The 13,265-nt window shown below is 64.5% G+C and carries 14 protein-coding genes and 1 pseudogene; 11 read left to right on the top strand and 4 right to left on the bottom strand.

The window, feature by feature from the left end:
- Nucleotides 1–74 precede the first annotated feature (74 nt).
- From GD429_RS17085 to GD429_RS17065, 4 genes are all read left to right on the top strand, one after another.
- Nucleotides 75–1,292, top strand: a complete 1,218-nt coding sequence (locus tag GD429_RS17085) for a porin (protein WP_152858148.1) — start codon at nt 75–77, stop codon at nt 1,290–1,292.
- Between the two features lie 180 nt (nt 1,293–1,472).
- Nucleotides 1,473–1,658 carry a gamma-mobile-trio protein GmtX gene (gene gmtX, locus GD429_RS41625; RefSeq protein ID WP_321574666.1) on the top strand — a complete coding sequence of 62 codons (186 nt, stop codon included), beginning with the start codon at nt 1,473–1,475 and terminating at the stop codon, nt 1,656–1,658.
- A 168-nt stretch (nt 1,659–1,826) separates the two neighbouring features.
- Complete coding sequence (locus GD429_RS17070; RefSeq protein ID WP_193727122.1) at nt 1,827–2,804, top strand: chromate resistance protein ChrB domain-containing protein; 978 nt, start codon at nt 1,827–1,829, stop codon at nt 2,802–2,804.
- Nucleotides 2,801–3,979, top strand: coding sequence for a chromate transporter (locus tag GD429_RS17065; protein ID WP_152858144.1), 1,179 nt, complete (start codon nt 2,801–2,803; stop codon nt 3,977–3,979). Before GD429_RS17070 ends, GD429_RS17065 begins: the two co-directional genes overlap by 4 nt.
- A gap of 96 nt (nt 3,980–4,075) precedes the next feature.
- On the opposite strand, the gene GD429_RS17060 is transcribed toward GD429_RS17065, so the two are convergent.
- The gene (locus GD429_RS17060) at nt 4,076–4,321 is read right to left on the bottom strand and encodes a hypothetical protein (RefSeq protein ID WP_152858142.1); all 246 of its coding nucleotides are present in this window, start codon (nt 4,319–4,321) and stop codon (nt 4,076–4,078) included.
- On the opposite strand from GD429_RS17060, the gene GD429_RS17055 reads away from it, so the two are divergent.
- From GD429_RS17055 to GD429_RS17045, 3 genes and pseudogenes are all read left to right on the top strand, one after another.
- The gene (locus GD429_RS17055; RefSeq protein WP_152858140.1) at nt 4,320–4,748 is read left to right on the top strand and encodes a chromate resistance protein ChrB domain-containing protein; all 429 of its coding nucleotides are present in this window, start codon (nt 4,320–4,322) and stop codon (nt 4,746–4,748) included. The two genes, GD429_RS17060 and GD429_RS17055, sit on opposite strands and share 2 nt — an antisense overlap.
- Nucleotides 4,735–6,003, top strand: a complete 1,269-nt coding sequence (locus tag GD429_RS17050; protein WP_152858316.1) for an MFS transporter — start codon at nt 4,735–4,737, stop codon at nt 6,001–6,003. The genes GD429_RS17055 and GD429_RS17050 overlap by 14 nt, the downstream gene beginning before the upstream one ends.
- A 229-nt stretch (nt 6,004–6,232) precedes the next feature.
- A pseudogene (locus tag GD429_RS17045) lies at nt 6,233–6,872 on the top strand (YncE family protein); the annotation flags it as partial.
- 87 nt (nt 6,873–6,959) lie between these two features.
- Here GD429_RS17045 and GD429_RS17040 read toward each other — a convergent pair.
- From GD429_RS17040 to GD429_RS40480, 3 genes are all read right to left on the bottom strand, one after another.
- Nucleotides 6,960–7,166: a hypothetical protein gene (locus tag GD429_RS17040; RefSeq protein WP_193727121.1), complete on the bottom strand. Its 207-nt coding sequence runs from the start codon at nt 7,164–7,166 to the stop codon at nt 6,960–6,962.
- A 290-nt stretch (nt 7,167–7,456) separates the two neighbouring features.
- Nucleotides 7,457–9,037, bottom strand: coding sequence for an isocitrate lyase (locus tag GD429_RS17035; RefSeq protein WP_152858138.1), 1,581 nt, complete (start codon nt 9,035–9,037; stop codon nt 7,457–7,459).
- A 1-nt stretch (nt 9,038) separates the two neighbouring features.
- On the bottom strand, nt 9,039–9,692 hold the full coding sequence (locus GD429_RS40480; protein ID WP_193727125.1) for a hypothetical protein: 654 nt from the start codon (nt 9,690–9,692) through the stop codon (nt 9,039–9,041).
- A 63-nt stretch (nt 9,693–9,755) separates the two neighbouring features.
- On the opposite strand from GD429_RS40480, the gene GD429_RS17030 reads away from it, so the two are divergent.
- The 4 genes from GD429_RS17030 (at nt 9,756) to GD429_RS17015 (ending at nt 13,265) form a co-directional block, all read left to right on the top strand.
- The gene (locus GD429_RS17030; protein WP_152858136.1) at nt 9,756–10,709 is read left to right on the top strand and encodes a choline ABC transporter substrate-binding protein; all 954 of its coding nucleotides are present in this window, start codon (nt 9,756–9,758) and stop codon (nt 10,707–10,709) included.
- A 79-nt stretch (nt 10,710–10,788) separates the two neighbouring features.
- Complete coding sequence (locus tag GD429_RS17025) at nt 10,789–11,718, top strand: 3-keto-5-aminohexanoate cleavage protein (protein WP_111018764.1); 930 nt, start codon at nt 10,789–10,791, stop codon at nt 11,716–11,718.
- Nucleotides 11,719–11,800: 82 nt separating this feature from the next.
- On the top strand, nt 11,801–12,766 hold the full coding sequence (locus tag GD429_RS17020) for an L-carnitine dehydrogenase (protein WP_072441925.1): 966 nt from the start codon (nt 11,801–11,803) through the stop codon (nt 12,764–12,766).
- 10 nt (nt 12,767–12,776) lie between these two features.
- Nucleotides 12,777–13,265 carry a thioesterase family protein gene (locus tag GD429_RS17015; RefSeq protein ID WP_152858134.1) on the top strand — a complete coding sequence of 163 codons (489 nt, stop codon included), beginning with the start codon at nt 12,777–12,779 and terminating at the stop codon, nt 13,263–13,265.

The following is a 13,265-nucleotide window of genomic DNA, read 5'->3' as shown; positions in this document are numbered from 1 at the left end:
CGCCGACCGGCCGGCGCGTTCGGGTTCCGGCACACGGTCGCGACACGGATACGACGCATCAGGGGGGATGATCGATGAAGGATCTGACGACGCCGCGCAGGATCGCGGCGGCGGTGGCGGCGCTCGCCGTCACGCAGGGCGCGCATGCATTGAGCAGCGTCACGCTGTACGGCGATGTGGATACCGGCATCACGTACACGAACAACGTGCAGACGACCGGGGCCGACGGCGCGGTGCGCGGCGGACATGCGTGGCAGATGACCGGCGGCGCGAGCGCGCCGTCGCGCATCGGCCTGACGGGCAGCGAGGATATCGGCGGCGGCACGGCCGTCACGTTCAAGCTCGAGAACAGCTTCTGGATGAACAGCGGCAGCTTGCTGCAGACCGATACGCCGTTCAACCAGAATGCGTGGGTCGGCTTGTCGAACGATCGCTACGGGACGTTGACCGTCGGCCGGCAGTTCGACTCGTACACGACCACGCTCGCACCTTACGCATCGAGCGTTCCGTGGGCCACGCTGTTCGGCGCCCACATCGGCGACGTCGACAACCTCAACGCCGCACTCAACCTGAACAGCGCGGTGCAGTACGCGAGCCCCGTGATGGCGGGATTCTCGTTCAGCGGCACGTTTTCGTTCGGCGGTGTCGCCGGCGATTTTTCCCGGCAGCGCGGATGGGCGCTGGCCGCGAGCTACAACAACGGGCCATTTTCGTTCGGCGTCGGCGCGCTCGACCTGAATCATCCGCTCGACGCGGCGCTTGGCGGCACGCGGGGTTATATCGGCGATTTCGCGTGCTCGAATCCGGCGGCGATGTATTGCAAGCTGCAGGATGCGCGTGCGTTGAAGGCGATCGGCGTGGGCGGCTCGTATGCGATCGGGCCGGCGACGGTCGGCGTCGTCTATACGCATACGACGCTCGACGACAGCCGGTATTTCGCCGATGCCGCGCATCCGCGCGGCGCCGATGCGCGCTTCGACATCGTCGAGGTCAGCACGACGTTTTCGGTGACGCCGGCATTCATGCTGGGCGCCGCCTATATCTACAACTCGATGAAGACCGACGCAAACGGCTCGCCGAAGTTTCATCAGGTCAACCTGGGCATGGCCTATAACCTGTCGAAGCGGACGTCGCTCTATACGGTCGGCGTTTTCCAGAAGGCGGCAGGTCACGGGATCGGCATCGACCCGGCGACGGGCGGCGCGGCGAACTACGCGCAGATTCCGAACCTGCCGAACGCGACCGGCAGCCGGCAACTGTCGGTGACGGTCGGGGTGAAGCACAACTTCTGAGTGGCCGGGACGCGTGGCGGGCGCCGTGATCGATCTTTGTCTGAAGCGGGGATTCGTACCGGCGGCGGCGCGGATCGTGTCGCCGAAAACGTCGATGCTGAATCTCGTCGCGGCCGGGCGAGGTGTGGCGATCGTGCCGGAGCGGATGGCCAGTCTCGGGATCGACGGTGACCGGTAACCGTGCCCTCTCCAAACGCGCAGTTCAGACCGACCGAGCGCGAGGCTTCGAAGAAGGCGGTTTCGACAAGCTACCTCGAAGAGCGTGGTCTTCGGGAAGGCAGTCACGGCGAGATATTGAACGAACGTGGTCGCACGATATTCGAGGTGGGCTTCGCTCGCGCTGTCCGCAAACTGCTTGGCGACTGACAGTCCATCCGCAGTTGTCGCGCTCCGGTTTCTATGCCCGGTGGACGCTGCACGCTGAATCGTTGTGGTCGCTTGCAGCCGCCGCAAGGGAAAGGCGGCCGCAACGGCCAAGCAGTTGCCCTCAAAGTTAACTTGTAGAGTAAATAACGAATGAGTAGTATTCGCTACATGGATACTCTCACGACCTGGTCACTTCTCGTTCTGACCCTTCCGACTGAAAACGCGACGGCCCGCATGCGCTACTGGCGCGCGCTCAAGGCAAAGGGCAGCGCGGTGCTGCGCGACGGCATCTACCTGCTTCCGTACACGGCCGAGCATGAAAGTACGCTGCGCGAACTGGCGGACGGGATCGCCGAAAGCGGCGGCACGGCCCACCTGCTGCGCGCGCCGAGCCTCGACGCGTCGCAGGAGCAGGAATTCCGTGCGCTGTTCAGTCGCGACGACGACTACACGATCTTTACCCGCGCCCTTGCCGACGCGCGCAAGACGCTGGCCGGGCAATCCGCCACGGAACTGACCCGCCTGCTGCGGCGCCTGCACAAGGACTTCGACACGCTCCGTGCGATCGACTACTTCCCGGGCGACTCGGCCACCCGCGCCGAAGTCGCGCTGCACGATTTCGTTGCACTGGTCGACACCGTGCTGTCGCCAGGCGAACCGCATGCCGCGGAACGCGAAATCCGGCGGCTGGCGATCGATGAGTATCAAGGTCGCACCTGGGCGACACGGCAGCGCATGTGGGTCGACCGCGTCGCGAGCGCGTGGCTGATCCGCCGTTTCATCGACGCACGCGCGCGCTTCATCTGGCTCGCGTCGCCGACCGATTGTCCGGCCGATGCGCTTGGCTTCGATTTCGACGGTGCGACGTTCACCCACGTCGGCGAACGCGTGACGTTCGAGGTGCTGCTCGCGAGTTTCGGGCTCGACCAGGACCCGGCGCTGATGCGGCTCGGCGAGGTCGTGCATGCGCTCGATGTCGGCGGCCCCTCAGCTCCCGAAGCGGTCGGCTTCGAGGCCGTGATGGCCGGCACGCGCCAGCGCACGGACAACGACGATCAATTGCTCGAGCAGATGGGTGCGGTACTCGACTCGCTGTACGTGCATTTCGCGTCGAACGACAAGAACGGGACCGGGGCCAAGTCATGACTACCGCAATCGCGACCACCGAGCCGACCTATTCGCTAGGCCAACTGGTCGGATACATGTTGCGACTCGGCGCGTTGGGGTTCGGTGGCCCGGTCGCGCTCGCTGGCTACATGCGCCGCGATCTCGTCGAGAAGCGCGGCTGGATCACGGAGGCCGACTACAAGGAAGGACTCACGCTGGCCCAGCTCGCACCGGGACCGATGGCCGCCCAGCTCGCGATCTATCTCGGCTTCGTCCACTACCGCATCCGCGGCGCGACGCTCGTCGGTTTTGCGTTCGTGCTGCCGTCGTTCCTGATGGTGCTCGCGCTCGGGTTCGCCTATGCGCACTTCGGCGGGCTGTCGTGGATGCAGGCGGTCTTCTACGGCGTCGGGGCCGCCGTGGTCGGCATCATCGCGATGAGCGCGTACAAGCTCACGATAAAGACCGTCGGCAACGACAAGCTGCTGTGGGCGATCTTCATCACGCTGGCTGCCGTGACCTTCATCACGGAATCGGAAATCGCGTGGCTCTTCATCGTCGCCGGCCTGATCGGCTGGCTGTGGCGCGCCCCGCCCAAGTGGCTGCACAAGGGCGGGCTGAGCGCGCTCGCCGGCGCCAACCTGCCGGCGGCCAGCGGCCTGCTGAGCGGCGTCGATCTGCCGCAACTCGCGCAGATCGGCGTGTTCTTCGCGAAAGCCGGCGCATTCGTGTTCGGGTCGGGGCTCGCGATCGTGCCGTTTCTGTACGGCGGTGTCGTGACCGAGCATCACTGGCTCAACGACAAGCAGTTTGTCGACGCCGTCGCGGTCGCCATGATCACGCCGGGGCCGGTCGTGATCACCGTCGGCTTTATTGGCTACCTGGTGGCAGGTTTCCCGGGCGCAATCGTCGCCGCGCTCGGCACCTTCCTGCCTTGCTATCTGTTCACCATCGTCCCGGCGCCCTACGTCAAGAAATACGGTCACCGGGCCGACGTCAAGGCGTTCGTCGACGGCATCACGGCGGCGGCCGTCGGTGCAATCACGGGCTCCGTGCTCGTCATCGCGAAGCGATCGATCGTCGACGTGCCGACCGCCGTCCTCGCCATCGCGACCGTTCTGCTGTTGTGGCGCTTCAAGAAGCTCCAGGAGCCGGTGATCGTCACCGCCGCGGCACTCATCGGGCTGGCGGCCTATCCGTTCCTCCATCGCTGAACCGCGCTACCGGGAGACGAACGTGACGTACCAGATGAAAGCGCTGGCGTGCGATCCGGCCCGGTTGCAGGGCCTGTCCGAACGACTGATCGTCATTCACAGGGTCTGGTAATCGCCGCGAGCGATCCACAAGGAGTGGGTGATGCGAAGGTCTTGCGGGATTGTGCCGGTCGCTATGGCGATGGGACGATCGAGCAGGGTGGCCAGCAGCAACGTCTGATTCCGACCGAAGACGGCAAGCTCATCATAGCCGCCCAGCCAGCGACGACGAAGAGGACGACGACTGACCCGTCGGCCGTGTCGCGATGAAGTTTCCGTACCGCCATACAGGAGATGCATCATGAAATGGATTACGCGGGAACGTCCGAAAATCGATCGCATCGCATGTCCGTGGCTCATCGCCCGGTTCATCGACGACGCACCTGAATTTCTCTTCGTGCCCGGGGCGGACGTGCTGCGAATCGCGGGCGAAACGGGCGCAATCCCGTACGACGTGCCTGGCGTCGAGCTTGGGCACCACGGCGAGCACTGCAGCTTCGATGCGTTCCTCGACAAATACGCACTTCGCGACCCCGCGCTGCTCAAGCTCGCCGAGATCGTGCGCGGGGCGGATACGAACCGGCTCGACCTGGCGCCGGAGGCGACCGGCCTGTATGCGATATCGATCGGCCTGTCGGGGAACTTCGCCGACGATCACGAACACTTGCGGCACGGGATGGTGATGTACGACGCGCTTTATACGTGGTGCCGACGTGATGCACGTGCCTAGCGGGCGCCCGGCAGCGTCGTACGCGGTTCGCGTTTCACGCTGGCTGATGCCGGCTGGCGTGGAGCACACGGCATGGATTCTTCTCGTCAGCCGCGGCCTGCGCGGCTTCTGCGACGGCTTCATTGCGGTCCTGCTGCCGGCCTACCTGCTGATGCTCGGCTTCGCGCAAGTCGAGGTTGGGTTGATCAGCACCGCGACGCTGGCAGGCTCGGCCGCGGCGACGATCGCGGTCGGCGTGCTCGCCAGCCGTTTTCCGCCACGCAGGATGCTGACACTTGCCGCCGTTCTGATGGCTGCGACCGGCATCGGTTTTGCCGGCTTGTCGACGCTCTGGCCGCTACTCGTCGTGGCCTTCGCCGGCACGCTCAATCCGAGCTCGGGCGATGTCAGCCTGTTCCTGCCGCTCGAACAGGCGAGACTCGCCGAAGCGGCGAACGGCGATGCGCGGACCGCCTTGTTCGCACGCTACAGCCTGATCGGCGCGGTATCGGCTGCGCTGGGTTCGCTCGCGGCGGGACTGCCGCTCTGGTTTGCTTCACACGCAGGCATCTCGCTGCTCGAGGCATTGCGCGCGATGTTTCTCCTGTATGCGGTGACGGGGATCTCGGTCGCTGTTTTGTATCGCCGGCTACCGATCGCGGAGTCGCGCCGGGCAACTGCCGCTCCGCCGCTCGGTCCCTCCCGGCGGATCGTCACGCGGCTGGCGCTGCTGTTCAGCATTGACGCGTTCGCCGGCGGACTCGTCGTCAATTCGCTGCTGTCGCTTTGGCTGATGCAACGCTTTGGCCTGTCGATCGGGGCAGCCGGGCAATTCTTCTTCTGGTCCGGCTTGCTCTCCGCCGGTTCCCAGCTTGTCGCTGCGCCGCTGTCGCGCAAGATTGGCTTGTTGAACACGATGGTCTTCACGCACATCCCGTCGAGCCTTTGCCTGATCGGCGCGGCGTTTGCGCCCACGCTGCCGGCAACGCTGGCGCTCCTGCTGATGCGCAGCGCGTTGTCGCAAATGGACGTGCCGACGCGCACCGCGTACGTCATGGCCGTCGTCACGCCGGCGGAACGACCTGCCGCGGCCAGCTTCACGTCGGTGCCGCGCAGTCTCGCGGCCGCTGTCGCGCCGACGCTGGCGGGAAGCCTGTTCGGACTCGGGTGGCTCGGCGTGCCGCTCGTCGCATGCGGCGCATTGAAGATCGCCTACGACCTCTCGTTGCTTGCCGCGTTCCGCCACATCAAACCCGATGAAGGGGCCAAGCCGTAACCGGGCGGAATCGCGAGATTTCGTCGCGGGGAGCCGACACGAAGCGACGCATCGCCGCACGGCAAGAATGCGCGCTTTTCACCTGTCTACAGTCACTGGAGCCATATCGATGTCACGTTTAAGGAAGATCGCGCAGGCTGCCGTTGCGCAATGACTTTGTGAGTTTAGCGGTGCTGCCGCGCTCGGTTTGAGCCGAACGCGGCGGTGATGGTTGTCGCAGGATCGAGTTATGAAATTCCTCCGAAATTTACGCCTGGGCCTGCTTCTGCCGGTCGGGCTTTTGGTGACGCTCTCCGTGGCGGGCTTCGCTGCCTATCGTGCTCATGCGAAGGCAGGCGATCTCTCGCTCGTCAGCCTGCCGCTGAAGCGGGTTGCGGATATTCCATTGCCCGGTCGACCGACGCGATTCGACTACGCAAGCCTGGATACGAGTCGCAACTTGCTGTTTATCGCGCATCTCGGCGATGGGGAGGTCGTGGTATTCGATATGCGGGCTTCACGCGTAACCGCGCGAATCCCGGATGTCTCGGCAGTGCACGGCGTGCTCGCCGTTCCGGAACTGTCGCGCGTGTACGCATCTGCAACCGGGACGGACGAAATCGTAGCAATCGACGCCGCAACGCTGAAAATCGTCGCGCATGCCTGGAGGCCGTTACCCGGACGGGATGGCCTACGCTCCGGACGTGCGCAAGCTGTACGTATCCGATGAATACGGGAAAACGGAAACGGTCCTGGACGTTCAGCGCAACCAGCGCGTTGCGACGATCCCGCTCGACGGCGAAGCCGGCAACACGCAATACGACCCTGTCTCCCGTCACATCTTCGTGAACGTCCAGACGCGCCGTCAGCTCGTCGCGATCGATCCGGCGACGCACAAGTCATACTTCCCGCTGAAAAATGTGGATGGTCGGCCTGTGTTGCGCATCACAAGGCCCGCATGATCTCGACCGAGTGATCTATCCGGCCGCCCCAGCCTCAAGGGACGCTATGTAGCGCATCAAATCGTCCGAACGCCTCTCCCGCACGAGTTGCTCGGCCGTCTTGCAATCGAACACCGGCAGAGGTTCATTGCGATGCCAAGGCAGCGCCAGCGAGAGATCGCCCGAAACATTGGCGGCCGCTCGGATTGCGGGGGGGGCCTCGCGAGGAAGTTGATCGAGCATTGCATCGGCTCCATTTCGGGGTTGCGTACCGACCGCCTTCGCGGCATGCCAAAAACGACACGCATACCCGCGCCAAGCGTGCCCCGAAATTGTAGTTCACCAACAAAAACGCGCCGATGACCTGCATCGGCGCGTCGGGGCTTCGATGTATTTCTATGTATCAATACATCGAACACTGGTGGGACAGAATCCCAGCAGCCGTAAGGGTCTCAGACACAACGCTCAAAAAGTATGTGCGTTTAGGGTACAAGACCTTCGGGGCTGGCGTTTAGCTTCGGATATGACCATTATCAGAACTGGTTCATCGTGTTGTCCTTACCCGCCGCCTTCAGCGCTGCTTCGCCGCTGAAATATTCCTTGTGGTCGTCGCCGATGTCCGAGCCGGACATGTTCTGGTGCTTCACGCAGGCGATGCCCTGGCGGATTTCCTTGCGCTGCACGCCAGCCACGTAACCCAGCATGCCCTGGTCGCCGAAGTATTCCTTGGCCAGGTTGTCGGTCGACAGCGCGGCGGTGTGGTACGTCGGCAGCGTGATCAGGTGGTGGAAGATACCGGCTTCGCGCGATGCATCTGCCTGGAACGTGCGGATCTTCTCGTCGGCGAGCGCTGCCAGTTCGGTCTGATCGTATTCCACGCTCATCAGCTGCGCGCGGTCGTATGCCGACACGTCCTTGCCCTCGGCCTTCATCGCGTCATACGCCTGCTGACGGAAATTCAGCGTCCAGTTGAACGACGGGCTGTTGTTGTACACCAGCTTCGCGTTCGGGATGACCTTGCGAATCTCGCTGACCATGCCGCCGATCTGCGCGATATGCGGTTTTTCGGTTTCGATCCACAGCAGGTCGGCGCCGTTTTGCAGTGCGGTGACGCAATCCAGCACGCAGCGTGCTTCGCCCGTGCCGGCGCGGAACTGGAACAGGTTGCTCGGCAGGCGCTTCGGACGCAGCAGCTTGCCGTCGCGCTTGATGACGACGTCACCGTTGCCCAGTTGGTCGGCCGACAGTTCTTCGCAATCGAGGAACGCGTTGTATTGGTCGCCCAGGTCGCCCGGCGTGCTGGTCACGGCGATCTGCTTGGTCAGGCCGGCGCCCAGCGAGTCGGTACGGGCCACGATGATGCCGTCGTCCACGCCCAGTTCCAGGAACGCGTAGCGGATCGCGCGGATCTTCGCGAGGAAGTCCTCGTGCGGCACGGTGACCTTGCCGTCCTGGTGGCCGCACTGCTTCTCGTCGGACACCTGGTTTTCGATCTGGATGCAGCAGGCGCCCGCTTCGATGAACTGCTTGGCCAGCAGGTACGTGGCTTCCGCGTTGCCGAAACCCGCGTCGATGTCGGCGATGATCGGCACGACGTGCGTCACGTGGTTGTCGATTTTTGCCTGGATGGCAGCCTTGGCCGGGCCTTCGGCCGCGTCGAGTTCGCGGAACAGGCCGCCCAGTTCACGGGCGTCGGCCTGACGCAGGAACGTGTACAGCTCGCGGATCAGCGCGCTGACGGAGGTCTTCTCGTGCATCGACTGGTCCGGCAGCGGGCCGAACTCGGAGCGCAGCGCGGCCACCATCCAGCCGGACAGGTAGAGGTAGCGGCGTTCGGTGCTGTTGAAGTGCTTCTTGATGGAGATCATCTTCTGCTGGCCGATGAAACCGTGCCAGCAGCCGAGCGACTGCGTGTACTTCGCCGGGTCGGCATCGTAGGCGGCCATGTCGGCGCGCATGATCCTGGCGGTGTACTTCGCGATGTCCAGACCCGTCTTGAACTTGTTCTGCGCGCGCATGCGGGCGGCATACTCGGGGCTGATCGCATTCCACGCGCTGCCGTGGTTTTCTTTCAAACCGGCAACTGCCTTGATGTCGTCTTGATACTGGGCCATGTCAATCTCCTAAGAGCAAAGCGCGTTTGAGTAAATGGTTGAGCGTGGCGCTCCGTATGTCGAAGCGAACTGCATGACTGAATGGTAACGCCGCCCGATGCGCTTTTGGAGATGTCTTATATAAGACATAAGACATAAATTTCTCTTGTTTTTCAATGAGATACGCGGCGATTTTTGCGATGCAAAACAAGTTTTCAAGCGGCGAAAAAGGGAGGTTGCGGGAATTCGACGTGGGTTCCGCAATGTGAAATGCGCTTTCGGCTGCTGGAGGAAGGGCAAGCACGATGGTTCGCGCAACGATGGCTCGCGGGATGATGGTGTAGCCGCCTGTTTCGATGAACGGACGGACGGCTTTCCGACGTTCCGACGTGCGGCTCATCGCGTTGCGGAAGCCGTCAGGCTGACCTGGCCAATTCGTCCGTGCGGCTCCAACGCCCCGGGCCCGAAGCGGCATCGGCATCCCGCCTCGTTCCGACAGGCTCGAAAGCCACGCGCCGCATGTGGACAAGCCGATTTCTTCCAAAACACGCGCGAAAACCACGCCCATCAAGCCTCTACAAAAACCTAGTGGTTTCCACTCATAGTCGCAAATAGTCAAGAACAGGTCGCCGCCGGTCTTCTCGCGGCCAATATGGCTCGTTACTTTTACTCCCACGATGCAGGCCGGCGCACACCCCGTGCGCCGGCTGCCACGCGTCCCACCGGGAGGAACCGAACCATGAAGTCGACGAAGATCGCCGCGCTTGTCGCGGCCGTGCTGGCGACCGCCGCGTTCACGAACGCGGCGCGTGCCGAAACGGATGCCGCGGCCTGCCGCACCGTGCGTTTCGCGGATATCGGCTGGACCGACATCACGTCGACCACGGCGCTCGCGTCGACCGTGTTCGAGGCGCTCGGCTACAAGCCGACCACGACGATCGCGTCGGTGCCGATCTCGTTCGCCGGCCTGAAGAGCAAGCAGCTCGACGTGTCGCTCGGCTACTGGTGGCCCGTGCAGCAGAAACAGCTCCAGCCGTTCCTCGACAGCAAGTCGATCAACGTCGTCGAAACGCCGAACCTGTCCGGCGCGAAGGCCACGCTCGCGGTGCCGAGCTACGAATACCAGGCCGGCCTGAAGACCTTCGAGGACATCGCGAAGCACCGCGCGGAACTCGACGGCAAGATCTACGGGATCGAGCCGGGCAGCAGCGCGAACGCGACGATCCAGAAGATGATCGACACGAACCAGTACGGGCTCGGCGGCTTCAAGCTCGTCGAATCGAGCGAGGCCGGGATGCTGGTGACGGTCGAGCGTGCGATCCGCGAGAAGAAGTGGGTCGTGTTCCTCGGCTGGGAACCGCATCCGATGAACATCCAGCTCAGCATGAACTACCTGTCCGGCGGCGACGCGTCGTTCGGCCCGAACTACGGCGAAGCGCGCGTGTACACGCTGACGGCGCCCGACTTCATCTCGCGCTGTCCGAACGCGGGCAAGCTCGTCACGAACCTGCGCTTCTCGACGCAGCTCGAGAACCAGCTGATGCAGTCGGTGATGAACAAGACGAAACCGGCCGACGCCGCGAAGGCCTACCTGAAGAAGAACCCGCAGGTGCTCGATCCGTGGCTCGCCGGTGTCAAGACGTTCGACGGCAAGGACGGCTTGCCGGCGGTCAAGGCGTATCTCGGCCTGTAATGGCCTGCACGTTGCACGACGCGTGCACCGACAAAACATCAGCAATGCGAAATAAACAGAGTCAAGCGAGGCAAACAGCATGAACCATGAAGTCATCGTGACCTGCGCCGTCACCGGCGCGGGCGATACGGTCGGCAAGCATCCGGCGATTCCGGTCACGCCGAAGGAGATCGCGGCCGCCGCGATCGAGGCCGCGAAAGCCGGCGCCACCGTCGCGCACTGCCACGTGCGCGATCCGCAGACGGGGCGCGGCAGCCGCGACCCGAACCTGTACCGCGAAGTGGTCGACCGCATCCGCTCGGCCGACGTCGACGTGATCATCAACCTGACGGCCGGCATGGGCGGCGATCTCGAGATCGGCCCGGGCGAAGACCCGATGCGTTTCGGCAAGGGCACCGATCTGGTCGGCGGCCTCACGCGCCTCGCGCACGTCGAGGAACTGCTGCCCGAGATCTGCACGCTCGACTGCGGCACGCTGAATTTCGGCGACGGCGACTACATCTACGTGTCGACGCCCGCGCAGTTGCGCGCGGGCGCGAAGCGCATCCAGGAGCTCGGCGTGAAGCCGGAGCTGGAGATCTTCGATACGGGCCATCTGTGGTTCGCGAAGCAGTTGCTGAAGGAAGGGCTGCTCGACGATCCGCCGCTGTTCCAGCTTTGCCTCGGCATTCCGTGGGGCGCGCCGGCCGATACGGGCACGATGAAGGCGATGGTCGACAACCTGCCGCCGGGCGCGCACTGGGCCGGCTTCGGGATCGGCCGCATGCAGATGCCGATGGTCGCGCAGGCGATGCTGCTCGGCGGCCACGTGCGCGTCGGCCTCGAAGACAACATCTGGCTCGACCGCGGCGTACCCGCGACCAACGGCACGCTCGTCGAGCGCGCGAGAGAGATCGTCGAACGGCTCGGCGGCCGTGTGCTGACGCCGGCCGAAGGCCGCCGCAAGCTCGGCTTGCCCGCACGCGGCGAGCGACCGCTCGAACGCCGCGCGATCGCCGAATTCGCTTGAGTTTTTTTTGACCGATACGACACGGCGGCGCGCACAGGCGCGGCCGCCCACCGATTTCCCTTGAATTGAAGGATGCGTTGACATGGCTGTGAAGACCGACATCAAGACGTTCGCCGCCATCGGCACCGGCGTGATCGGCAGCGGGTGGATTTCCCGCGCGCTCGCGCACGGTTTGGACGTGGTCGTGTGGGACCCCGCGCCGGGCGCGGAAGAACGGCTGCGCGCGAACGTCGCGAACGCGTGGCCCGCGCTCGAACGCGTCGGCCTCGCGCCGGGCGCCGATCCCGCGCGGCTGCGGTTCGTGTCGACGATCGAAGCGTGCGTCGCCGATGCGGATTTCATCCAGGAAAGCGCGCCCGAGCGCGAGGCGCTGAAGCTCGAACTGCACGAGCAGATCAGCCGCGCGGCGAAACCCGACGCGATCATCGCGTCGTCGACGTCGGGGCTGCTGCCGACGGATTTCTACGCGCGTGCGACGCATCCGGAGCGCTGCGTGGTCGGCCATCCGTTCAATCCGGTCTACCTGCTGCCGCTCGTCGAGGTGCTCGGCGGCGAGCGCACGTCGCCGGAAGCGGTCGAGGCGGCGATGGAGATCTATCGCAAGCTCGGCATGCGGCCGCTGCACGTGCGCAAGGAAGTGCCGGGCTTCATCGCGGACCGGCTGCTCGAAGCGTTGTGGCGCGAGGCGCTGCATCTCGTCAACGAAGGGGTCGCGACGACCGGCGAGATCGACGACGCGATCCGTTTCGGCGCGGGCATCCGCTGGTCGTTCATGGGCACGTTCCTGACCTACACGCTGGCGGGCGGCGACGCGGGCATGCGACACTTCATGCAGCAGTTCGGCCCTGCGCTCGAACTGCCGTGGACGAAGCTGGTCGCGCCGACGCTCACCGACGCGCTGATCGACAGCGTCGTCGAAGGCACGACCGAACAGCAGGGCACGCGCAGCATCAAGGAGCTCGAACGCTATCGCGACGAGTGCATCACCGAGGTGCTGAAGTCGATCGCCGCGGTGAAGGCGCGGCACGGGATGCGATTCGAGGACTAAAGGACAAGCGATGACGGGCGATACCCCGCTGACGATATACCGCGACGTGGTGCGGCCCGAATGGGTCGACTACAACGGCCACCTGCGCGATGCGTTCTACCTGCTGATCTTCAGCTTCGCGACCGATGCGTTGCTGGATCGCATCGGCCTCGACGACGCCGCGCGTCGCGAGCGGGGCCGCTCGGTCTACACGCTCGAAGCGCACGTGAACTACCTGCACGAGATCAAGGACGGCACGCAGGTGCGCGTCGATGCGCGCGTGCTCGCGCACGACGCGAAGCGACTGCACCTGTATCTCGAACTGTTCGCGGACGGGCATGACGACGCGGTATCGGCGAGCGAGCAGATGCTGCTGCACGTCGATACGCGCGACGGCGCGAAGTCGGCGCCGTTCGACGAAGACGTCGCCGCGCGCGTGGTCGAGCTTCATGCGTTGCAGCGCGATTGCGCGGCGCCTGCGTATGCGGGCCGCGTGATCGGGTTGCCGCCGCGCCGCTAG

The organism is Burkholderia sp. BE17 (genome assembly GCF_009362305.1).
GTDB lineage: Bacteria > Pseudomonadota > Gammaproteobacteria > Burkholderiales > Burkholderiaceae > Burkholderia > Burkholderia pyrrocinia_C.
This window is presented reverse-complemented; position numbering and strand designations above follow the sequence as displayed.

Bases quoted from the DNA above. Each gene is read 5' to 3' on its own strand.
- GD429_RS17085 (WP_152858148.1), top strand. From the start codon at position 75: ATGAAGGATCTGACGACGCCGCGCAGGATCGCGGCGGCGGTGGCGGCG.
- GD429_RS17070 (WP_193727122.1), top strand. From the start codon at position 1,827: ATGGATACTCTCACGACCTGGTCACTTCTCGTTCTGACCCTTCCGACT.
- GD429_RS17065 (WP_152858144.1), top strand. From the start codon at position 2,801: ATGACTACCGCAATCGCGACCACCGAGCCGACCTATTCGCTAGGCCAA.
- GD429_RS17055 (WP_152858140.1), top strand. From the start codon at position 4,320: ATGAAATGGATTACGCGGGAACGTCCGAAAATCGATCGCATCGCATGT.
- GD429_RS17060 (WP_152858142.1), bottom strand. From the start codon at position 4,321: ATGATGCATCTCCTGTATGGCGGTACGGAAACTTCATCGCGACACGGC.
- GD429_RS17050 (WP_152858316.1), top strand. From the start codon at position 4,735: ATGCACGTGCCTAGCGGGCGCCCGGCAGCGTCGTACGCGGTTCGCGTT.
- GD429_RS17040 (WP_193727121.1), bottom strand. From the start codon at position 7,166: ATGCTCGATCAACTTCCTCGCGAGGCCCCCCCCGCAATCCGAGCGGCC.
- GD429_RS17035 (WP_152858138.1), bottom strand. From the start codon at position 9,037: ATGGCCCAGTATCAAGACGACATCAAGGCAGTTGCCGGTTTGAAAGAA.
- GD429_RS17030 (WP_152858136.1), top strand. From the start codon at position 9,756: ATGAAGTCGACGAAGATCGCCGCGCTTGTCGCGGCCGTGCTGGCGACC.
- GD429_RS17025 (WP_111018764.1), top strand. From the start codon at position 10,789: ATGAACCATGAAGTCATCGTGACCTGCGCCGTCACCGGCGCGGGCGAT.
- GD429_RS17020 (WP_072441925.1), top strand. From the start codon at position 11,801: ATGGCTGTGAAGACCGACATCAAGACGTTCGCCGCCATCGGCACCGGC.
- GD429_RS17015 (WP_152858134.1), top strand. From the start codon at position 12,777: ATGACGGGCGATACCCCGCTGACGATATACCGCGACGTGGTGCGGCCC.